The organism is Loigolactobacillus backii (genome assembly GCF_003946275.1).
GTDB classification, from domain to species: Bacteria; Bacillota; Bacilli; order Lactobacillales; family Lactobacillaceae; genus Loigolactobacillus; species Loigolactobacillus backii.
Genome location: NZ_RHNQ01000015.1, coordinates 22,486 through 43,306, shown reverse-complemented (window position 1 = coordinate 43,306; position 20,821 = coordinate 22,486). Strand labels below are relative to the sequence as shown.

The 20,821-nt window shown below is 40.6% G+C and carries 24 protein-coding genes; 17 read left to right on the top strand and 7 right to left on the bottom strand.

What is annotated here, in order from left to right; all coding sequences use genetic code 11:
* Positions 1 to 476 precede the first annotated feature (476 nt).
* The 7 genes from EKM61_RS04330 to EKM61_RS04300 all read left to right on the top strand — a co-directional run bounded on the left by EKM61_RS04330 (position 477) and on the right by EKM61_RS04300 (position 3,215).
* Positions 477 to 710: a hypothetical protein gene (locus EKM61_RS04330; protein WP_068226113.1), complete on the top strand. Its 234-nt coding sequence runs from the start codon at positions 477 to 479 to the stop codon at positions 708 to 710.
* 239 nt (positions 711 to 949) lie between these two features.
* The gene (locus EKM61_RS04325) at positions 950 to 1,204 is read left to right on the top strand and encodes a hypothetical protein (protein ID WP_068226114.1); all 255 of its coding nucleotides are present in this window, start codon (positions 950 to 952) and stop codon (positions 1,202 to 1,204) included.
* Between the two features lie 111 nt (positions 1,205 to 1,315).
* Positions 1,316 to 1,573, top strand: coding sequence for a GlsB/YeaQ/YmgE family stress response membrane protein (locus EKM61_RS04320; RefSeq protein WP_068226115.1), 258 nt, complete (start codon positions 1,316 to 1,318; stop codon positions 1,571 to 1,573).
* A 13-nt stretch (positions 1,574 to 1,586) separates the two neighbouring features.
* Positions 1,587 to 2,132: an alkaline shock response membrane anchor protein AmaP gene (amaP, locus tag EKM61_RS04315; protein WP_068226116.1), complete on the top strand. Its 546-nt coding sequence runs from the start codon at positions 1,587 to 1,589 to the stop codon at positions 2,130 to 2,132.
* Between the two features lie 15 nt (positions 2,133 to 2,147).
* Positions 2,148 to 2,327, top strand: a complete 180-nt coding sequence (locus EKM61_RS04310) for a DUF2273 domain-containing protein (protein WP_068226117.1) — start codon at positions 2,148 to 2,150, stop codon at positions 2,325 to 2,327.
* A gap of 22 nt (positions 2,328 to 2,349) precedes the next feature.
* A complete protein-coding gene (locus tag EKM61_RS04305) occupies positions 2,350 to 2,760 on the top strand; it encodes an Asp23/Gls24 family envelope stress response protein (RefSeq protein ID WP_068279658.1) in 411 nt (136 codons plus the stop codon).
* Between the two features lie 26 nt (positions 2,761 to 2,786).
* Positions 2,787 to 3,215, top strand: coding sequence for an Asp23/Gls24 family envelope stress response protein (locus EKM61_RS04300; RefSeq protein WP_068226119.1), 429 nt, complete (start codon positions 2,787 to 2,789; stop codon positions 3,213 to 3,215).
* A gap of 71 nt (positions 3,216 to 3,286) precedes the next feature.
* Here EKM61_RS04300 and EKM61_RS04295 read toward each other — a convergent pair whose 3' ends face one another.
* Positions 3,287 to 3,625, bottom strand: coding sequence for a hypothetical protein (locus EKM61_RS04295; RefSeq protein ID WP_225359743.1), 339 nt, complete (start codon positions 3,623 to 3,625; stop codon positions 3,287 to 3,289).
* Positions 3,626 to 3,853: 228 nt separating this feature from the next.
* On the opposite strand from EKM61_RS04295, the gene EKM61_RS04290 reads away from it, so the two are divergent.
* Together EKM61_RS04290 and EKM61_RS04285 are read left to right on the top strand one after the other, a co-directional pair.
* A complete protein-coding gene (locus tag EKM61_RS04290; protein WP_068226120.1) occupies positions 3,854 to 5,017 on the top strand; it encodes a cation:proton antiporter in 1,164 nt (387 codons plus the stop codon).
* 1,137 nt (positions 5,018 to 6,154) lie between these two features.
* Positions 6,155 to 8,938, top strand: a complete 2,784-nt coding sequence (locus EKM61_RS04285; RefSeq protein WP_068226121.1) for a cation-translocating P-type ATPase — start codon at positions 6,155 to 6,157, stop codon at positions 8,936 to 8,938.
* Positions 8,939 to 9,035: 97 nt separating this feature from the next.
* On the opposite strand, the gene EKM61_RS04280 is transcribed toward EKM61_RS04285, so the two are convergent.
* Positions 9,036 to 9,518, bottom strand: a complete 483-nt coding sequence (locus EKM61_RS04280; RefSeq protein WP_068226122.1) for a glutathione peroxidase — start codon at positions 9,516 to 9,518, stop codon at positions 9,036 to 9,038.
* Between the two features lie 160 nt (positions 9,519 to 9,678).
* Here EKM61_RS04280 and EKM61_RS04275 point away from each other — a divergent pair, with 160 nt between their 5' ends.
* From EKM61_RS04275 to EKM61_RS04260, 4 genes are all read left to right on the top strand, one after another.
* Positions 9,679 to 10,119: a DUF3290 domain-containing protein gene (locus EKM61_RS04275; RefSeq protein WP_068226123.1), complete on the top strand. Its 441-nt coding sequence runs from the start codon at positions 9,679 to 9,681 to the stop codon at positions 10,117 to 10,119.
* A gap of 1 nt (position 10,120) precedes the next feature.
* On the top strand, positions 10,121 to 10,771 hold the full coding sequence (locus EKM61_RS04270; RefSeq protein WP_100071605.1) for a DUF421 domain-containing protein: 651 nt from the start codon (positions 10,121 to 10,123) through the stop codon (positions 10,769 to 10,771).
* 79 nt (positions 10,772 to 10,850) lie between these two features.
* Positions 10,851 to 11,327 (top strand): universal stress protein, encoded by a 477-nt coding sequence (locus tag EKM61_RS04265; protein ID WP_068226124.1) that lies wholly within the window; start codon positions 10,851 to 10,853, stop codon positions 11,325 to 11,327.
* Between the two features lie 156 nt (positions 11,328 to 11,483).
* Positions 11,484 to 12,122 (top strand): stage II sporulation protein M, encoded by a 639-nt coding sequence (locus EKM61_RS04260; RefSeq protein ID WP_225359742.1) that lies wholly within the window; start codon positions 11,484 to 11,486, stop codon positions 12,120 to 12,122.
* Positions 12,123 to 12,283: 161 nt separating this feature from the next.
* Here the strand turns inward: EKM61_RS04260 and EKM61_RS04255 are convergent, their stop codons facing one another.
* Entirely contained in the window at positions 12,284 to 12,811 is a 528-nt protein-coding gene (locus EKM61_RS04255) for a hypothetical protein (protein ID WP_225359741.1), read from the bottom strand.
* Positions 12,795 to 13,166, bottom strand: a complete 372-nt coding sequence (locus EKM61_RS04250; protein ID WP_068226126.1) for a DUF4430 domain-containing protein — start codon at positions 13,164 to 13,166, stop codon at positions 12,795 to 12,797. Before EKM61_RS04250 ends, EKM61_RS04255 begins: the two co-directional genes overlap by 17 nt.
* 96 nt (positions 13,167 to 13,262) lie before the next feature.
* Between EKM61_RS04250 and EKM61_RS04245 the strand changes: the two genes are divergently transcribed.
* Together EKM61_RS04245 and EKM61_RS04240 are read left to right on the top strand one after the other, a co-directional pair.
* Complete coding sequence (locus tag EKM61_RS04245) at positions 13,263 to 13,988, top strand: TatD family hydrolase (protein WP_068226127.1); 726 nt, start codon at positions 13,263 to 13,265, stop codon at positions 13,986 to 13,988.
* Positions 13,989 to 14,033: 45 nt separating this feature from the next.
* Positions 14,034 to 14,954: a Gfo/Idh/MocA family protein gene (locus EKM61_RS04240; RefSeq protein WP_068226128.1), complete on the top strand. Its 921-nt coding sequence runs from the start codon at positions 14,034 to 14,036 to the stop codon at positions 14,952 to 14,954.
* Between the two features lie 821 nt (positions 14,955 to 15,775).
* Here EKM61_RS04240 and EKM61_RS04235 read toward each other — a convergent pair.
* Positions 15,776 to 16,711, bottom strand: a complete 936-nt coding sequence (locus tag EKM61_RS04235) for an alpha/beta hydrolase (protein ID WP_068226129.1) — start codon at positions 16,709 to 16,711, stop codon at positions 15,776 to 15,778.
* 202 nt (positions 16,712 to 16,913) lie between these two features.
* Here EKM61_RS04235 and EKM61_RS04230 point away from each other — a divergent pair, with 202 nt between their 5' ends.
* Positions 16,914 to 17,624, top strand: a complete 711-nt coding sequence (locus EKM61_RS04230; RefSeq protein ID WP_068226130.1) for a VIT1/CCC1 transporter family protein — start codon at positions 16,914 to 16,916, stop codon at positions 17,622 to 17,624.
* Between the two features lie 181 nt (positions 17,625 to 17,805).
* On the opposite strand, the gene EKM61_RS04225 is transcribed toward EKM61_RS04230, so the two are convergent.
* Both EKM61_RS04225 and EKM61_RS04220 read right to left on the bottom strand, forming a co-directional pair.
* Entirely contained in the window at positions 17,806 to 18,288 is a 483-nt protein-coding gene (locus EKM61_RS04225; protein ID WP_068226131.1) for a Dps family protein, read from the bottom strand.
* 244 nt (positions 18,289 to 18,532) lie between these two features.
* Positions 18,533 to 19,396 carry an oxidoreductase gene (locus tag EKM61_RS04220; protein ID WP_068226132.1) on the bottom strand — a complete coding sequence of 288 codons (864 nt, stop codon included), beginning with the start codon at positions 19,394 to 19,396 and terminating at the stop codon, positions 18,533 to 18,535.
* Between the two features lie 143 nt (positions 19,397 to 19,539).
* Here EKM61_RS04220 and EKM61_RS04215 point away from each other — a divergent pair, with 143 nt between their 5' ends.
* A complete protein-coding gene (locus EKM61_RS04215) occupies positions 19,540 to 19,806 on the top strand; it encodes a hypothetical protein (RefSeq protein WP_225359740.1) in 267 nt (88 codons plus the stop codon).
* The last annotated feature ends 1,015 nt before the right edge of the window (positions 19,807 to 20,821 follow it).

Below are 20,821 nucleotides of genomic sequence, written 5' to 3'. Positions count from 1 at the left end.
CAATCGTATGATCAAACAGATCCAGCGAACGGCTTTTGGTTTTCGTAACTATCACCATTTAGTTTCACGGATCAAACTACAACAAATGCGCACCAAACCAAATAAAAAAACAGCATTAGAAGTTGCCTAACTTCTAACGCTGTAAAATTGGCTATCAACAGGATTTGACAGAGAGCCAAGAATACTTTTTACGTTTTTTGTTTTTTTAAAATAAATTAATTAATTCAACGTATCTTATTTATAAGATACGTTGTTTGTCGCGGCCGGGACAAAAGTTCTGGCCGCTGACTATTCCCGGGCATTACTCTAGAACGTAAACCTAAAACCGACTTTGTTCCACTCTGCTCTATCATCATTTACTTGACGCTGTTTGAATCAAGCAAATGATGATAAGGTTGCAGATTAGTTACGGATACTACATTGCTCTAAAGTAGATGCTAAGAAGGGGCCCATGTTTTTTGAAAGGAGAACTAGATGTGGAAGCTACGGTTGATTTAACGATTGGAGATGAGTTCATTTTAATGAATTTATCTGAAACACAAATTATTTTATTGCAAAATGGCATTGTTAAGGTTAACCGATTGTACTCAAGTCAGTTATTAGCATTAACGACTTTTCAAAAGATTAGCTATCAATTATTTAATGACGCCAAGAATTTTTTACAAGGAGGGACATTCAAACAAAGCTATACAACTTTGTTTGATGAATGACAGTAATTTACTGAAGAAAATGTGCCTAAGATGCTGGTTCTTAAACAACTTCAAGGATTGGCGAAGGCGGCCGCCTATACTTCAGCTATGGTCCAGAAAAATAAAAAGAAGGTTACGACAGAAATTACCTAGTCGTAGCCTTCTTTTTAATTCGATAAAGAAAGACAGCATATTTCTATAATTAAATGGCCTGACAGATTAAGATAAGCATAATCATAATTATACGAGGAGGCTAATCTATGTTTGAAAATCAGTACCAGAATTTTCATTTTTGTGGCAATAAATTGGTTCAGCAACTTAGTTCAGAACAGGATGAAGTTATTTACGAGGTTAGCTGCAGCAGTATGCAGTACTTAATTCATTTAATTGGCCGGGTTTGCTTTTTACCACTTGGTGCACGAATTGAAGTTTTAAACCACGTGGTTACTTCGCAAAATGATAAACCAACTAAAGAACTTTATGTTACTGATCAGACATTAACTCAGTATCTTTAAAGAAGCTCACTTAATGCCCAATCAGCATATTAATTGCTTGGTGGTGGCGCAATCCCTTAAGCTTAGATTGTAGCAGAGAAGAATAGGCTTTTAAAAGAAAGGGTGATTAGAATGCTTCATATGATCTGGGTTCTTATTATAGGTGCTGTTATTGGTGTAATAGCAGGTGCTATTACAAGTCGTGATATGCCACTAGGCTGGATTGGAAACATTATCGCCGGTTTAGTTGGTTCCTGGTTAGGTGAAAGTCTGTTAGGTAGCTGGGGCCCGCACATTGCTGATATGGCGATTTTCCCTTCGATTCTTGGTGCAATTGTGCTTGTCTTAATTGTTTCGTTCTTGTTCGGTCTACGAAAGAGGAAATCTTAAGGGAGGTGCTACTATGCGCGGTAGAACAAAGGGCGCGCTCCTTTTACTCAGTCTACTTGGCATCTTGCAGACAGTTTGGTTTACAGCACTGATCTATCCATTACCTTATCTGTCCAATGAAATTATTCAGTGGCAAAACACGTATGATTGGGTACGCTGGATTGGTCTAATTCTTGGTATTATCAGTGGCTTAATATTTTTAGGCCTACTGTTAATTGCGTTGTTTCGCCGACAAACAACTAATCAGCTGACCTACCAAACTGATCGGGGGCAACTTAATATCAATCAAAAATCCGTTGAAAAATCCGTTCAGTATGCAGTTGCTAGTAAACATAATGCAAGAAATGTTAGTGCAACTGTTCGGCTAAATAAGCGTAAGAAGACCGCCACTGCCCTAGTTGAGGCCGTAACTAGTGACACTAAAAGTTTAGTTCACGAAAGCCAGCAAATTGAGCAAACGGTAAGTAAGACTTTGAGCGCTAGTTTAGGTGTCCCGGTGAAAAAGGTAACGGTTAATTTGAAACCGGCTGAACGTGGACGCGGCGTCCGCGTTGTCTAGTGATGAGGTGATATTATGACGAACGGTACAATCGGCGCAATCATTGGCGTTATTGTTGGATTAATTTGGATTATGTTGGGCTTTATTGATTTAATCATTATTGCGTTACTAGCGTTGGTCGGTTTTCTGATTGGTAAGTACGTTAAAGGTGGGCAAACAATCAGAGTTTGGCTTAACCAATTACTAGATCGTTAGATAGATGAAAGGAGCTGTGGCAATGGATACAACAACGTCAGTTAAGAATCGTAAATTAACGTTTGACGATAGTGTTATTAAAAAAATTGCTGGCACAGTGGCCAGTGATATTGAAGGAATCCTATCGATGAACGGTGGATTCCTTAGTGATATTGCGGATCGTTTCCGCAGTGATACTAACCCAACGAAAGGGATTGGTGCTGAAGTTGGCGAACGGCAAGTTGCCTTAGATATGGAGGCAACTCTGGAGTACGGCGCCGATGCGCAACAAATTTTTGACCAACTCTGCGATCAAATTCACACATCGTTGAAACAAATGACGGGGCTGGAATTAGTTGAGCTTAATCTAAACGTGATTGACATTATGTCTAAACGCGAATGGGCCAATCACACTAAAGAGGGCAAAGAAGAGACTAAAGATCGCGTCAGCTAATTTTGAAAGACGAGAGGATGATTTTAATGGCACAAGTAGTCAAAGATTCACCAAAGGTAGACCATGTTGAAAGTCAATTAGTTTATACTGAATCCGTTCTTGCCAAGATCGTCGGTAAAACGATTAATGATGTTCCGGGCATTTTAGCGGTTCAAGGGAACGTTATTGATGATATTGCGGATCGTTTTCGAAGTGATGAGGACCCAACCAAGGGCGTTAAAATTGATTTGGATAATGATAACCATACCGCTACGGTTGACCTTGAAACAACGTTAGAATATGGAAAAAACGCGCCAAGAGTTTTCGATGAAGCAATTCACAAAATTCAAGCAGCAATCAGCAATATGACGGACGTAACTATAACGGAAATTAAAATGACCGTGAAGGATATGCTTACTAAAGAGGAATGGCGTGAATCGCAAGAACAGAATAAAAAAGATGAAGATAATCAATAGTAAAAAAACGAGTGTTATAAACGGCAAAATTTGTCGGTTATAACACTTGCTTTATGTATTAAAATAGCTACCTAGACGTTGATTGGTAAATTATGGTCCCGTAAGACAGCGTTTGTTGCTTCTTTGAAAGCCTGCTTATTTTGCGGGTCCTCTGGTTGATCATGTAACTTATTTTCGGCAATGGCCCAACGAACAACATTATCAGTAACGAAGAGCTCATCGTTATCAACAATCAGTTGGTATTTAGTTGCTAGCATTTGTTCCAAGTCTTTGAAGCGGCGGCGATTAGAAACTTCGCGAAAACTTTCACCGGTTGCTTTATTGGTTGCCCGAAAGATGAGTAATGGCGACTCACGGGCACCTTCTTTGAGCATATTACGTAATTTTTCAAACTCTGTTTTCTTTGCCAAGCGATAACCTTCTTTCTTTTTAATCTCTCTGATTTGATTTTACGCAGGATGGTTAATTGGTGCAAGCTGAATAGTTTAAGTTATGTATTTTGAAAAATCTATGCTATAGTTTAACTAAATATAGTAATAACTGGTTGAAGCGATTGCTTTCAAGAATTTTATCCTGTTTTGGGTTGGCGGGATTCTTGTTAGTAGTGGCTTTTTTTGTTTGTGAAGGGAATTGATTAAATGGCATTTTTAGGAACTTTATGTTTAATTTTGGTGACCACGGCATTAGCGGGACATTTTAGTGCCCGGATTGGGATTCCGGCCGTAATTGGGCAATTATTAGTTGGTATCATAGTTGGTCCAGCGGTGCTCAATTGGGTTCAGCCGAATGCCTTTGTGCATGATTTTTCTGAGATTGGTGTCATTATTTTAATGTTTATCGCTGGTCTGGAGAGTAACTTGGAATTATTAAAACGTTATTTACGTCCAAGCGTGATTGTTGCGACGGCGGGTGTCATTTTACCAGTTGGTTTAATTTATTTAACTAGTCTTTGGTTCAAACTCAGTCAAGTGGAGAGCCTTTTTTTAGGTATAATTTTTGCAGCCACTTCCGTTTCGATTTCCGTGGAAGTTTTGAAGGAAATGAAGGCACTGGATAGTAAAGAAGGAACGACAATTCTGGGGGCCGCGGTGGTTGATGATGTGTTAGCCGTTGTTATTTTGAGTGTTATGGTCAGTTTGGTTGGATCACAATTAAGCACAAGTAACGCCGCACCTACACCAATTGGGATTAGTTTGCTAGAACAAGTTTTATATTTTGTTGGAATTTACATCGTTGTTCGCTGGCTGGCGCCCTATCTATTACGAATAGGTGAGCAGTTGTTGGTACCAGTCTCGGTGACCATTACTTCAATGGTGTTATGTCTCAGTATGGCTTACCTGGCCGATCTAGTTGGTTTAAGCGCTGTTGTGGGTTCTTTCTTTGCTGGAATCGCAGTTGGGCAAACTTCCTATCGAAAGGTAGTTGATCAGAGTATTGAGCCGATTGGGTACGCCATATTCATTCCGGTTTTTTTCGTTAGTATTGGCTTAAACATGACTTTTTCATCATTAGGTAAGGATATTTGGTTTTTATTGGCCTTAACCGTTGTCGGCGTGTTCACAAAATTAGTTGGTGCTGGTTTTGGAGCTTACATCTCAGGCTTTTCGTTAAATAGTTCTTATATGATTGGTGCCGGGATGATTTCACGCGGGGAAATGGCCTTGATTATCGCTCAAATAGGTTTTCAGGCGAAATTATTATCGGCCGATCGTTATTCGGCAGTAATTGGTGCCATTATTGCCACTACGCTAATTGCCCCATTTTTATTACGTCACGCGATTAGCAAGATTCGCAAAGCTTGAGTTTTGCCAACTATTTACTGCAGAGTTAATTGCTGTCATTGGTAGCAAAAAGCAAACTTATACTTGTTACTGGTAGTACTTTAGTGGAATAGGAATAGTGCATCGTAGCGACCATATTTAAAACTATTGGCCAGTTTTCAGAACGCTAAGGCCTAACTAAACGATTAAATTAATCAATAATCAAGGCTCAACCACTGCCAAGGTGGAATGGAGACGCTGGCGTATCACTGTTACTCGTTCTAAACAACACTTTCTAGCAAGTATCAGTTGCTAGTTCCTATTCGCTAAACAGAACTCGCTTCCCGTTGTCGATTGAACTAAGGCGAGGACCGCCAAGTTCAAGTCGCACCCGTGTCGAAGGTACTTGATGACCGAATTGTGGTCATTTAGTACCTTGCGTGATTGACAAGATCCATTTTCTTTTCCGAAGGGGTTTAATCGGAAAGAAAATTAGCTTGTCAACGCGCCACTGTCGCTCATTCTTAACAACTAATTTTAGCAAGTATTAATTACTAGAACATATTCGCTAAACAGGATTTGTTTCCCGTTGTCGATTGGACTAAGCCGAAGTCCGGCAAGTCCAAGTCGCACGCGTTCCATACGCCAGCGCCGGAATGGAACCTAACCAAATCTGATCGCGTGTAATTCAGTGACAAGTGGCATAAGCATTATTTTTAATAGCGATATAATTTAATTTAAAACTCCACTAGCCGCCCACTGAAATTGATTAGTAGAACCGATTTGAAAATCACACGGGCCAGAATTTCTGACCAATTTAGGCCAACTCCCTCCTAGTTAATGATGCGATCATTATAAGCACACTGTAAATAATAAATACAATTAATTGACTCTAGTTTAATAATAAAGTTATACTTATTATAATAATTATCAAAGATTAAAGGCGAATATTGAGAAGATCACTTACCCAATGGCAAGGATTTCCTTGGTGTTCGCCTTTTTTTGCAAAAGTAGGTGGGAAATGTAGTGGGAGAACACCTTGATTGGTGTTTTTCTGACCAATTTTGTTTAAATGCCTTTCTAAAGATTTCCCAGGTGTTAACGTTGTTTAACTATATTGACCTACCAATAAAAATTTGCAAAGAATAATCTTTCAAGAACTAAGGAGGCGAAACTTATATGTATTATGATCAGGATAAAAAAACCATTATTAGCACGCTTGAAAGTAATCGATCTAAGGGCCTGACTTCTGAAGAGGCAGCCAAGCGATTAGAAGAGTATGGTGTTAATGAAGTTCAACAAAAAAAGGAACGGCCAGCTTGGCGGATTTTTCTCCAAACCTTTAAAGATCCATTAGTGATTGTATTGATGGGTGCCGTAGTTCTTTCTTTATTTAGCGCCAGTTATGATTTTTTTATTACCGACAATATGGCCCATAGTAGAACGTCACTTTACGAGGCAATTGCGATTGGTATCTTAATTTTAGGGAATGCCGCTTTGGCCTTTTGGCAGGAAAATAGTGCCAAAAAATCATTGGCCGCACTGCAACAATTAGCGGAGCACCAAACAATGACTTTACGGGACAATGATTGGCAGAAAGTTCCTGGTAAAAAACTTGTTCCTGGAGATATTTTAAGTGTTAAAATGGGTGACTTCATTGATGCGGATGTTCGCTGGTTGAAAGTGGCCGAATTGCAGGTTAGTGAAACCCATTTGACTGGGGAAGCCGATGCAATTAGTAAGCAAACCGATGAATTGGCGGCCGATAGTGCCTTGGCCGAACGCAGCAATATGGGTTATGCAGGTTCAACTGTAGTCAACGGTAATGGGATTGGAATTGTTGTTGCAACGGGGCAAAATACCGAGTTAGGTAAAATTGCCGAAATGTTGACCCAGGTAACTGATCAAAAAACTCCCTTACAACAAACCATTAACCGATTGACCAAACGTTTGTTAGTCATATCTGCTTGTTTAGCAACCTTTACGTTAGTCTTTATGCTGGCAAAGGAATTTGTACTAACTGGTCAGTTGACGATTGAAACGGTTGCCTCGGTAATCTCAACGACCATTATTTTAGCCGTTGCGTCAATTCCTGATGCCTTACCAGTAGTTCTATCGATTGTTTTAACCATTGGGGCTCGTTTATTGGCCAAGAATAATGGCTTAATCAAATCACTAAGCAGTGTTGAAACGTTGGGGGCCACTACGTTTATTGCTTCGGATAAAACGGGAACGCTAACCCGAAATCAAATGGCTGTAGTTCGTTTTTATGCCAACGGTCAGAATTTCACAGTTGAAGGCAATGGCTACGAGCCCGTGGGTGAAATTACAACTGCCGATGAGGAAGCCGACGAAGTTAGTTACCATGATTTTATGTTGGCGGCTGTGTTAAATAATGAGGCCAGCATTGAAGAAAATGAAGACGGTCGGATGACACCGTTAGGAAATCCAACTGACGTTGCGCTGGTTGTTCTTGGTGAAAAGGCTGGTTTTAAACGTAGCCAGTTGTTGGAAAATAAAAAAGGCCACCACATTGATTTGCTGCGGGTCCTGCCGTTTGATAGTACGCGTAAGATGATGAGTGTTGTGGTCAAACAAGATGGGCAATACAAAGTGCTAACTAAAGGGGCCCCAGACGTTATTTTACAACGAACGGAAACTATTCAAGAAGATAATCAACGTGTCGCGTTAAAGGATGCTAAAGCGACCGTTGAGCAGCAAATTTTAGACTTTGCCAATGATGCACTACGGACGTTGGCAATTGCGGAGCGGGATATTAGTCTAGATGAGGCCGAGAATGCGACGATGGATGAGTTAGAGCAAAAGCTTAATCTAATTGGGATTGCCGGTATCATTGATCCACCCCGGGAAGAAGTTCGCCAATCAATCAAAGAATTACACGCGGCTTCAGTCAGTGTTGTCATGATTACTGGTGATCACGCCGCAACGGCCCGGGCGATTGCGCTCCGCTTAGGCATTATTACCGATCAGGCCGCGCAAGTGATTGAGGGCAAAGATATGGAGCAAATGAGTGATGATGATCTGTACAAAATTGTACCAGATTGTCGAGTATACGCCCGGGTGACACCGGAGCATAAACAGCGGATTATTCGGCAACTGCAACGACACGGGGAAGTCGTTGGGATGACGGGTGATGGGGTCAATGATGCACCTGCATTACGCGCGGCGAATATTGGAATTGCAATGGGGATTAACGGAACCGAAGTAACTAAAGATTCCGCCGACCTAGTTTTATTAGATGATAAATTTACAACCATTGAACGATCGGTTGAGGCCGGGCGGACCATCTTTAGTAATATCCGTAACTTCATTCGGCAAGAACTAATTACGAATGTGGCTGAAGTTTTGGCCTTGTTATTAGGTATTTTACTTATTCACCGATCAATCGGGAATGTCTCTGCAACAACACCAACCTTAACTACTTTAATGGTGATGTGGGTTAATATGATTAGTGATTCTTTGCCCGCACTTGCGTTAGGCTATGACGAGCCAGAAGCCGATTTGATGGAGGCCAAACCACGGGATACCAAGAAGTCAATTTTAGCGGATGGCATGTTGCGCCGAATTATTGTTCGTGGTAGTGTCATGGGTTTCACGGTCTTTATTGCCTTCATCTGGGCAGCTTCATCCGGGATGGCCGCCGAAGAGGCGCAAACGGTTGCCTTTTTAACGTTAGTTTTTGGCCAACTTTGGCACGTTTTCGATGCTCGAAGCTCCACGACGTTATTCCGGCGTAATCCGTTTACTAACTGGCGCTTATTGACGGCAGTCAGTTTTGCGGCACTTAGCTCATTATTGGCCACTTTATTACCCTTCTTCAATGAATTGATGGGAACAGTGCCACTTACGGCGCCGCTGTACCTAGCCGTTATTCTATTACCATCATTACCGACGTTTATAATATCGGGAATCAAGGAAGTATGGTTGCGGTTAAGAAAATAAGAACAAATGAAGAGGCACACGTTCTAAAGTAATGTTCGGAAACAGTAAGAGGCCAGGACAAAAGTCCTGGCCTCTTTGTGCCTCTTAAGATAGGTTGCTAGCTATTCACGTGTTCATCGGCCAGTAATCGTTTAATATCTGGTCGAATTTTATCGGGTTTAGTCGTTGGTTCATAGCGTTTAACTACGTTACCAGAACCATCGATCAAAAATTTAGTAAAATTCCACTTAATTCGTTTGTGATCTGTTTCGTCTTTTAGATATTGAAATAACGGTTCAGTATTTTTACCGTTAACGTGAATTTTCTTGTGCATTGTAAAAGTAACACCATAATTCAAAGCACAGTAATCATCAATTTCCGCGTTATCTTTCAGTTCCTGAAGAAATTGGTTAGAAGGAAAGCCGAGAACGGTGACGGGGTCATCATGATAATCCTCGTAGATTTTTTCGAGACTTTTTAGTTGTGGTGCTAGACCACATTTGCTTGCAGTATTAACAATGACAACAATTTTTCCGCGGTATTTAGCCATGGAAACTTGCTGGCCATTCATCTCGGTAACTGTATAATCATATATTGACATCAAGAGACTTCCTTTCGAAGTTTAAGGTTGCTACCAGCGTTATAGCATGCTTAGCGGCTTCTGTCTAGTAAACTGAGTGTTGGTGATTGAAATTTATCGTCAAATACGATAGCGTTTATAAAGAATAGTTACAAATTACAAAGTTAAAGGGTGTGATTAGGTGAATTTCTATACTTATCGGCAGTTACTGCAACAGACTAATCGCGCACTTGTTTGGCGCTATGGTTTTCTGGTTCTATTGGGTATTCTGGTTATTCTACTCTTGTTTATGTTTCTGCGCCACAGAAATGATAGTAAGTACCGCGATCTACTGATTATTGTTGTTTTAAGCGCAGTTTTGATGATCGGAATTCAAATTAATAATTATAAACAATTTCAGAATAGTCTTTCGCAAAATGCGCAAATCGTTGCTTTTTTACGTTCAGTTAGTAAAACAAAACAGGTACCGTTGAAATACATTTCTGCCAATACAACAACCCTAACGGATCAAATGATTATTAGAGTTAAGAAAACGTACTACCAGGTCAACTTTGATAGTTCATTTGGAAGTTATCAATTAATTAAAACTCAGTTGATAACCCCTGAAACGGCGGGTGATTAAAATCTTTTCTTACTCAGATATTGGTTTAAAGTTATTTATTGGTTTAGTTACGGTTATTATTCAAATTAATTTGTTAGGAAAAGGAAACTTAGCGCCAGCAAACGCAGTTGATCAAATTCAAAATTATGTTTTAGGTGGAATTATCGGGGGTATGATTTATAACTCAGATATTACTGCCTTAGAATTTTTCCTGATCTTGGTTATTTGGACTTTAATTGTGATGGTAATTAAATTTGGTAGTAATCATAATCGTTATTTACGCCGCTTAGTAAATGGAGAACCCCATACAATTGTTCGCGATGGCCGAATCCTGGTCGCAGTTGCCACGCGCTTTGGTTTATCAGCAGGGGATTTATCACTTAAGTTACGAACAGCCGGTGTAACCGATGTTAGCTTGGTGAAGCGCGCTGTTTTAGAGCAAAATGGTCAGTTAACGGTTACGTTAGTTGGTGCCGATTCTGTAAAGTACCCCGTTATTTTAGATACGGTTATTGATCAGGATATTTTAGAGTTAATTGACAAGGATGAAGACTGGGTGGCGGCAATTTTAGCACAACAAGGTTACGAACTGGCGGATGTTTATTATGCAGTTTACCGTGGCGGCAGTCTAGTTGTGGCTCCGTATCCCGGTCACGAGACCGTAAAAAAATAAAAATTAGACGACTTCTTGTGTTTTGAATGAAATTTATTGACGAACAACTTATAATAGAGGTAAGTGAGGGGGTATTAAAATGTTACAAGAATACCATAATATTTTAGTTCCGGTTGATGGTTCAAAGGAAGCAGAACTAGCTTTGCAAAAGGCGGTTGCTGTTGCCAAGCGGAATAACGCACACTTAGACATTCTGGATGTGCTTGCAACGCAGCAGTTTGAAGTCAGTTACTCTAGTTTTATTGACGGTGACGTTATCTATAAAATGTCCGAGGATGTTAAGAAATACTTAGATCGTTTGGCAAATGATATAAAGGAAAAATCTGATTTTAACGACGTTACAATCCACATTCGTTTTGGTAATCCTAAGACTATTATTTCCCGTGACTTTCCTCAAGAGCACAAAAATGATTTAATCATGATTGGTGCCACTGGTTTAAATGCAGTTGAACGAGTTCTGGTTGGCTCAGTAGCATCATACGTTAATCGTAATGCGATCACTGATGTTTTAGTCGTTAAGACTAGGCTTAATAACAAAGAAGCACAAGAAAAATAATTAACGGAAAAAATAGGACAAAAGATAAATACTAGTAATTAATTCGATTAGACCTAATTGCTAGTAATCCTATCTTTTGTCCTATCTTTGTGTAATTTAGAATTCACGTGCCCTTTAAATCATAGTGTATACTAAAGGGCAAAAGGAGTGAAACTTGTGAATACCATCCAAATTCAACAATTTAAGCAGTGGCGTTCCAAGCGAATGCGCCGAACTTTCATAGCAGCTTGGTTGCTGATTCTTTGCGTTGCTGCCTTGGCCTTTTTTGCGTTACAGCTCTGGCACCCTTCCGCTCGTCAGGTTATGCTTCCTTTGCGGCGGGCCCTAAGTGGTATTAAGCCAGTTAGTGGAATCAAACTATGGGGCCAAATTGCCTGGCATAATGAATTGGCCGTTCTGATTGTTCTGGCGCTGGGACTGATTCCAGTCCCGTTGCTTTATTGGTATAACGCTGTAGCAACGGCCGCCAGTATTGGGATGGTCATCTATGTCGGGGCAATTGCTCACCAGAATATTTGGCTGTTAATCGCTACTGGGCTCCTTCCCCACGGAATTATTGAGCTGTCTTGTTTTGCGATTACCTTAGGGATTGCTGGAGAACTTAATTACTATATTCGTAGTCGAACACATAATATGCGCAATCAAAAAGATGATTGGGTTGGCCAATTACCGTTAAGGCCATTTTTATACGCTTTGTTCCGGCAGTATCTATTTATCGTGCTACCGGGTCTAATTATTGCGGGTTTTATTGAAGCTTTAATTACCCCTAAACTAATGCACTTAGTGGGAATTTAATGGATTGATTATTAGGTCTGATCGTATTTAAAATAAAGTGCATTAAGTTTTGGGATTATTAAGTCCCTAATCCTAACGTTTTTAGTTTTATGAGGGTACTTGTTTGTAAAGGGGTAGATTGTAGCAAATAATCGGGTTTCTGAGCACCTTTCAAACACACACTAACTAAAATCTAAATTAAATTGTTTAATAATCCGGTGAAGTGCCGGTATCAGAGCGAGATAGATTACAAAATTACCTATTGCGTGAAGACTGTCAAAGTAAAGCCCCGCAAGGTAGTAAGGAATGAAGGCCCGCGGGCCACCAATAAATGGAATTTGGCCGGCGCTAACGACAAAACCGTAGAAGTAACCGGCAAATAAGCTGAAAGCTGCCTGTCCGAGCAAGTGTTGTTGAAACCAAGCATAATGCGCTAGGCCATAACTTAAGCAAACAACCGCACTATAGGCCAGTATTTGCGGTAGTGTCCAAATCCCAAAGCCTAACAATAGATTGGAAATCAGAATTGACAGCGTTGCGACGTAAAAACCGGTGGTGAAACCAAAATAAATGGTGATAAAAATAATGATATCGGTTACCGGTTGGACGTTGGGTAAAAATTGAAATAAGTAGCGACCAACCACGCAGATAGCGGTTACTACGGCAATAAAGGTAATATAACGCGTTGAATACTTAATTGGTTGGCGCAAGATTAAAGGTTACCGAATCATGATTCTTTAAGTACGTTTGTGTCGCGCCTTTTGAAGCCATTTTGCCGTTTACCTTGAAGAGCCAGTAGCTGCTCGCTTTTTTATTTTGGCTATGACCAGCAATATCTGTAATCATGCCCTGCTTTTCTTTAACTTTAAAGTTCTTTTTTAAAACTTTCATTAGGTTGGTTTTAGTCGTTGTTTTAATCTGCTTAGTTTTGAAGGTTTTGTGTTTTTGTTGCAGCGTGATCTTTGCTTTAACACTTTGACCTGCGGCGGCAGCCGGAACTAGGTTACTTGTAATTAGTGCTAGGCCGAAGACAATGGTGAATAATCCCTTAATAAAACGGTGCATAATAGAGTCCTCCTTAGAAATCGATTGCAGTCTTAAGTTTAGCAAATTAAGGGTTGTGGTGCAAAAAGGGGTTACGGAGTAAAAGGAGTGGAATTAATGCAATTGAGTGACGCGCATTGTCACGTAGCTGATCGTGCTTTTGTACAACAATTAAAGCGTCAGCATATTTTTACGACAATTAACTGTGCGACGCCGGCAGAATTCACGCAAAATCAAACGTGGGTTGGCCGATCGCGCTATCTAAGATTATCTGCAGGAGTTCATCCGTGGCAGGTAGATAAGGTTTCGCTAAACCAAATGATGCCAATTTTGCAGCAAGTACCGATAATTGGTGAAATTGGTCTGGACAACGTTTGGACTAAAACTGATTTAGCTTTGCAGCAACAAGTTTTTTCTAAGCAGTTAAGTTATGCCGAACAAGCACATAAACCAGTGATCGTTCATGTTAAAGGAATGGCGCCAGCGGCCTTGAAAATTATGCGGCCATATTTCACCACTTTTTTAATTCACTGGTATGATGATTTGACCTACCTTAACGATTTTTTGGCCCTAGGTTGTTACGTCAGTATTGGCCCTTCTTTCGCTAGGGATGCTAACGTTATAAAGGTGATGCACCAGGTGCCACTAGAAAAAGTACTGGTTGAATCTGATGGTCTAAGCGGAATGGGCTGGGCCTTAAATCAAGAATTACCATTGGCCGCCTACCCACAGCGATTGGCCGCTTGTATTCGAACTTTAGCGCAAATTCATCATTTAACTTCGGACCAATTGGCCGCACAATTAGTAGCTAATCTTAAACGTTTTTGGCTGGCGGAAAATTAAAGTATATTATTCCACGATAAAATTATTTTAAAAGGGAGCGATCTAATGTTAAAAATCGGCGTTATTGGTCTTGGCAACATTGCCCAAAAAGCATACTTGCCGGTGATGGCAGGGATGCAAGATCAAGTTGAGTGGATTTTATGTACCCGCAATAATGAAAAATTACAGTACTTACAACAGCGTTACGGTTTTAAAAAGGTCGTTCATTCAGTAACAGAGCTACTTGAATTGGCACCGACGGCAGTATTTATACATACACCAACTGAAACCCACGCACAATTAATTGAGCAATTTTTACAAGCTGGTAGTCACGTTTACGTTGATAAGCCAGTCAGTGATGATTTGGCGGTGGTTAAGCATTTATATGCTTTAGCGGCGGCAAAAAAATTATTATTAACGGCTGGATTTAACCGACGCTTTGCACCAATGAATCAACGCTTACAGCAAATTGGACCGGCAAATGTTTTGTTAGTTCAAAAAAATCGCATTGCGGCAGACCAACCAGTTAAGTTTGCCGTATTTGATTTAATGACCCACGTTGTCGATACAACTTTATTTTTGGCGGGAATTGAAACGGACGCGGCACTAACTTGTCACTATCAGGTTTCTACTTTGCAAGGTAATCTAGATCACTGTAGTTTAACTTTGGAGTTACCAAATATGACAGCTCACGCTTTGATGAACATGCACGCCGGGGCCAACAGTGAGACGGCCGAACTGCAAAATATTCAGGGTAGTTATCGAGTCGTTGACCTTAATTCTTTTAGTAAACGCAGCCCAGAAGGTGAACAAATAACAACGTTCCCTGATTGGACACCTAATTTACAACGCCGCGGGTTTGAACCACTTATTAAGGCTTTTGTTGCAGCAGTTGCCGATCCTGCTCACACTAACCCAGTCAGCCCAGCCTCCAGTATTTTAACGCATGAACTGTGTCAAAAATTAGTTGCGGCTAGTACATCGTAGCCCTTATATTTAAAACTGTTAGCTAGTTTTCAGAACGCCAGAACTTAACTGGAACAAGGCAGAACAGTTTAGATTCCATTCCGGTGCGCGAGGACGGAACGCGTGGCGGGTTGGCGAGCTAACTTTTACCAGATAAAGGCAAAGCTGGAATAAAAGTGGATCTCGCCAAGCCCACATGATTCTAAATGGCCCAGACCGCCATTAAGAATCATCGACACAGCTGATCCTCGCGCCCCGAAATGAGATCTGGCCGCCGTAGCACATTTAAATGTTATTTGTGTCTATTGCAGTAAACCAGTTATTGTGTTGCAAATAGGTGAAAACTACCTTTGTCAGTGTTGCTGGCTAATTAAGATCATCAATAAGTTGCGCAGCATTAAAGCTGTGGTTTCTACTCAATTGGACTAATTAAACAATTAAATGATTCAATAATTAGAGCTCAACTACTGCCAAGGTTTCATTCCGGCGCTGGCGTATCAGCCGTGTCGAAGGTACTTGATGACCGAATTGTGGTCATTTAGTACCTTGCGTGATTGACAAGATCCATTTTCTTTTCCGAACGGGTTTAATCGGAAAGAAAATTAGCTTGTCACCGCGCCACTGTCGCTCATTCTTAACAACTAATTTTAGCAAGTATTAATTACTAGAACATATTCGCTAAACAGGACTTGTTTCCCGTTGTCGATTGGACTAAGCCGAAGCCCGGCAAGTCCAAGTCGCACGCGTTCCATACGCCAGCGCCGGAATGGAACCTAACTAAATCTGCCCACGTGTCATTCCGTGGCAAGCGGCATAAGCGCCCTCTAGTTTCAGATTTGTTTTTAATGAATGTAATGTGCTAAGAAAGTTTGAATGCTATTTCGATAACGCTCAGGCTCTTTGGAAAATGAGCCAACGTGTTTGGCTCCTTTAACGGTCAGCATTTTTTTAGGTGCCTTAGTTGCCTGATAGAGTGTTTTAGTCATTGCGTGGGGAACAAAGGTATCAGCACTGCCTGAGATGAACATGATTGGCGTTTTATTTTTTTTAACTTGTGCTAACGCGTCAGCCTCCTTAAAACTATAACCGGCCCGAACTTTGGTAATTGCACTAGTAATGGGAACTAGCGGAAAGCGTGGTAGGTGGTATAAGGTCGTGGCCTGATGGCTAATTTCGGCGTCTGCAGTAGTAAAGGGACTATCAACAACAAAGGCCTTAACTTGGCTAGGTAACGATGATTCGCCACTGGCCATTGTCATGCCACTAGCACCCATGCTGATACCAAAAAGTACGATCTGGGAGTTCTGGCCATTTTTTTGAACAACTTGTTTGGCCCATTTAATGTAGTCTAAACGGTCCAGCCAACCATAGCCGATAACTTTACCTTGACTGGCACCTTGGCCACGAGAATCAGGTAGTAACACGTTATAACCTAGATCGTGAAAAAGTGCCGCGTACTGACCCATCTGTTCTTTGCTACCCATGTAACCGTGGGCAATAATTGCTGTTTTGGTTGTTGGCTTAGCAGCCTTGATGTAGTCTGCATCCAAACGTAAATTTCCGGTGGCCGAAGTTTCAAACCATATTTTCTTAGGAACATCTTGAAACCATTTCTTTTCCGAATATAGAGGATCAGAACGTTTTAGGGTTGTGTTTTCGCTAATGAAACTTTTTTGACCAGGAACAATAGCAACATTGTAAAAATATAGACCAGCACCAAATAGGCCAATAACAATTAAAAGAATTAGGATACCAGCAACACAAAGCAATTTTTTCATGATAGCCACCTCTTCAGTAGCGTACCATAAATTTCTTTCTAAAAGAATCACCAAAGTCGAATTATTGGCCCTGTATTCGTTTTCAGATTGGTGTTACTATTGAGAGGAATTCTCAATTAGAACGTAAGCAAATGTGCGGTTAATTTTGAAGCACGCTTTAATTTAGTTTCTAGCTAGATGGGTTGAAAAAGGGGCGATTAGAATGATTGATTTACATATTCACCGTTCACCAACTAAGCCGTCATTACGCTTGTCTGAATGGCTTAATGTGTTGCGAGCAGGTGTTTTGGGGATGAATGATGGGATTATCTCAACTGCCGGAATCGTTCTAGGAGTAGCGGGTGCCCAGCAAAGTTCCTTTATGTTATTTATTGCCGGAATTTCGGGAATGTTAGCCGGCGCCTTTTCCATGGGCGGTGGGGAGTTTGTTTCTGTTGGCCAGCAACGGGATATGCAGCGGGCAACGGCGGCCAAACAGCGCCAGGCTATCAGCGACGATTACCCGAAAGAATTAGCGGAATTAACTCGGGTTTATACCGCTAAGGGTATCTCAACGGAATTAGCCCAGCAGGTAGCGATTGAATTAATGGCCAAGGATGGCCTAAGTGCAACCTGTCGCGAAAAATATAATATTGAATTAGGTAATTATTTTAATCCGTGGCACGCTGCCATTTCATCGTTCTTTTCATTTTTTGTTGGTTCAATTTTACCGCTACTAACAATTACTTTAGTGCCGGCTAAATGGAAAGTAGCTGTTACCTTTTTCGCCGTCGGCTGTGCTTTATTATTAACCGGCTACGTCAGTGCAACACTTGGCCAAACGAGGCGGCGTAAAGCAGTTTTACGCAATTTAGTTGTCGGGCTGTTAACAATGGCGGTTACTTATGCCGTTGGTCATTTGTTTGCGATTTAAAGATAATAGCGTAGGTTATAGACCATTATTTTTTGATTATAATAATTTTAAAAGCTACTTAGGGGTGCTTTTTCAAACACTCTCTAGATAGGGTTAAACAATTTAAAAAGTGGTACAACAAATGAGCATTGCTCAGACTGTTGTGCCACTTTATTTGTTAGCTTAAATTTAAATATTGAGGTTAGTCGTCAAAAGGACCTTTACCTAAGTAGGCCTTTAGCATCCAGATATTCTTATCAGTAGCTTCTTTAAAGCCATTCATAATGTCTTGAGTAGGATCATCATGTTCTTCACCACTAATGGTGATCGTCTTTTGGTATTGATCGCGAAGATATTCATAGTCCTTGACCAAACGTTCCATATATTCTTTAAGGGTATACTGACCAAATGTTACCTTTTCTTCTGTTAGGCCAGTATTTTCAATGAATTCGTGAACTGTGCCATAAGGTGAGCCGCCAAGAGCAATCAAACGTTCAGCGATTTGATCTAACTGTTCGTTTAATTCATCCATGTAGTCATCCATTAATGGGTGTAACCGGAAAAATTCGGTGCCGCGCATGTACCAGTGGGTTTGGTGAATGATAACTGTTAATTGGCTGATATCTGCAACTAATTGATTCAGTTGGACCTTAGTTTTTGGAAAATTGTAATTAAGTTCACTCATAGTAAAAGTCTCCTTTAAGTATATTTACGTACACCACTAAGGATAGAATTAAAGCCATTTAAAAGCAATTAAAACGCTTAACTTTTGTAGAGCGTGTCTAAGACTACCTTTAGCTTGTGACCACTTTGCGGTCAAGTACATAATCTTGATGCGCCAGAAATTGCGCCACATGCTTAATTCAATTTGATGACGAAACGACGATGCAAGAATGGTCTAAGGGATACTTTAGTTAGTTTGCCGTAGATTACTCATCAGTAATAGCCTTATTTTGTTGATGTTGGTAAAGCTGCCAACATAGCGTAAGTGTGCCAGCTAATAGTGCATCGAAAGTACGGTCAGATAAATATTTACGTCCAACTAAGGAAATTGTGCTTCCGGCACCGGCAACATAGCGAGTTTTTGGACGACGTGCGCAGGCGGCCTTTTCCATAACGTTGGCAATAACTGACGTGTCAGAACCGAATTGGTTAAATAAGCTGAGCATGGCACCGGCTTTTTGAGCCGTTTTTGCGTAAGCCGTCTGTCCTGAGACCGCTAGTAATTTTTTACGAGCAATTCCTGGCCATTCAGTTTTGGTACAACCTGGTTCGATAATAACAATGTCGATTCCAAATTGGCTGACCTCTGTCCGTAGTGAGTCGAGCATTCCCTCCAATGCGTGTTTTGTTCCCATGTACCAGGCGCCCATTGGTTGATAGATTTTACCACCAATTGAGGAGGTGTTAATAATTCGCCCGCTACCTTGGTGGCGCATAATTGGTAGTGCGAGTTTGATTAAAGCAATCGCGCCGAAGACGTTTACTTCAAATTGATTTTTACCCTCAGCTAAACTGACATCTTCAACGGCACCGTAAGCACCGTAGCCAGCGTTATTGATCAGAATATCTAGGCGTCCTTCGCTTGCTAAAATTGTTTTAATAACATTCTCGCGGGATTCTGCAACAGTGACATCGAGATTAATAATGTTGATACCAAGACCAACTAAGTGGCGCATACGTTCCATTCGGCGAGCGGCGGCGTAAACAATGAAGCCAGCCCTTTTGAGTCGGATGGCAGTTGCTTCACCAATACCTGATGAGGCTCCAGTAATTAAGACAACTTTTTTCATTTGGAAAATCCTCCTCTGATAAAAACTGTTAGTTAAGCTGAATATAGCGCTTTTGTTAGGCAAGTCAAGCGCTATCACAGGCAAATGCTAACGGAACATCAGTTAAAAGTGTTAAAATGTAAAAACAGAGAGGGGTTTTTTAGTTGAAACAAAGCGGCTATAACGCAAATGGTATTAGTGACGTTGTTGAAAACGCAAAGAATAGTGGATTTGAAATTGGCGACCAAGTTAAAGTAACCAAGGAAAAAGGTATTCCAGATTGCGTCGGTGTTATCTCTAAAAAATACACAAATAGTGCAATGGTTAAGTTGCACGAAGGCGATAAAGTAACCGCACAAGTTATGGAAGAAATGAACGGCCGTTACGTTGTCAATTATGATCATTTAGAAAAATTAGTAGACGCAAAGTAGCAGGTAAAAGACTTAAAGTATAAATACGATCTGCGGATAAGCAATTCTTTACTGCAGGTTAGCATTAAAGATAGGTAGTATCGGAAAAGAGAGAGTGGGACAAAAGTCGGTTGCGTAATGGAACCAATCCAATAACCGTACTATGGCTATTGAATTGGCCGTAGTTAGGTACGTGAATCCAGACTTTTGGCGCACGTTCTAGCGTAATGTTCGGAAATAATAGGTGGCTAGGACTTTTTGTCCCGGCCGCTCTTTTTTTGTGGTAATCGGGCAGCTGATTCAATATTTACGAGTGCAGTGTAAAATATAAAAGTGGCTGGCCCCTAAAATAATGTGGGTAAGTTGATAGCTTTACTACCAGGACGAACTCCTGTTAGGGCCTATTTTTAGAGTAGCGAGAATGTTAAGCAGACCTAAATAAAAGGTAGCTAAAATAATTTAAGCGAAGCGGTTGCAAACGCTTACCGATGCTGCTATACTGTGTTTGTAAGGAAGAGGTAAACCAATAGATTGAGTAACAAATTTACAAATAGTTCTTCTGGATACTGTTTCAGTGTAGTACTGGTTAGTAAGGTAGTACCGTTTCGGATTCACGAAGAATCGTAGTTGTTTTACCTTAAGTAACAAAGATGTCCAACGGAGGTGCATGTCAAGTAAGATGTGTCAGGTATTTCCAAAAAGACAACAAACATCAGCGATAGCGTAATACAGGATTCTTAATCCGAGTACGTGGACAGAATCATAGCAGATGTATTTTACAAAAATGTACGCTTGCTCAGGTGAGGTTGTCGTACAATTGAATAAGTAGCAAATTTTTAGAATGAGGCGAAAGATATTTTAGATTTAAACCAATGTGTTAGTCGTTTCCCTAAGCAACAAATTAATCTATTGGCTCTTCCGAACATTTGATAGGCGTTAAGTATTGATGAATAATCGAAACTTGACGTCTATTTTTGTGTCCTTAATTAAGGTCAGTGAATATAGTGATTAAATTCTGAACACTAGCTTAATTTGA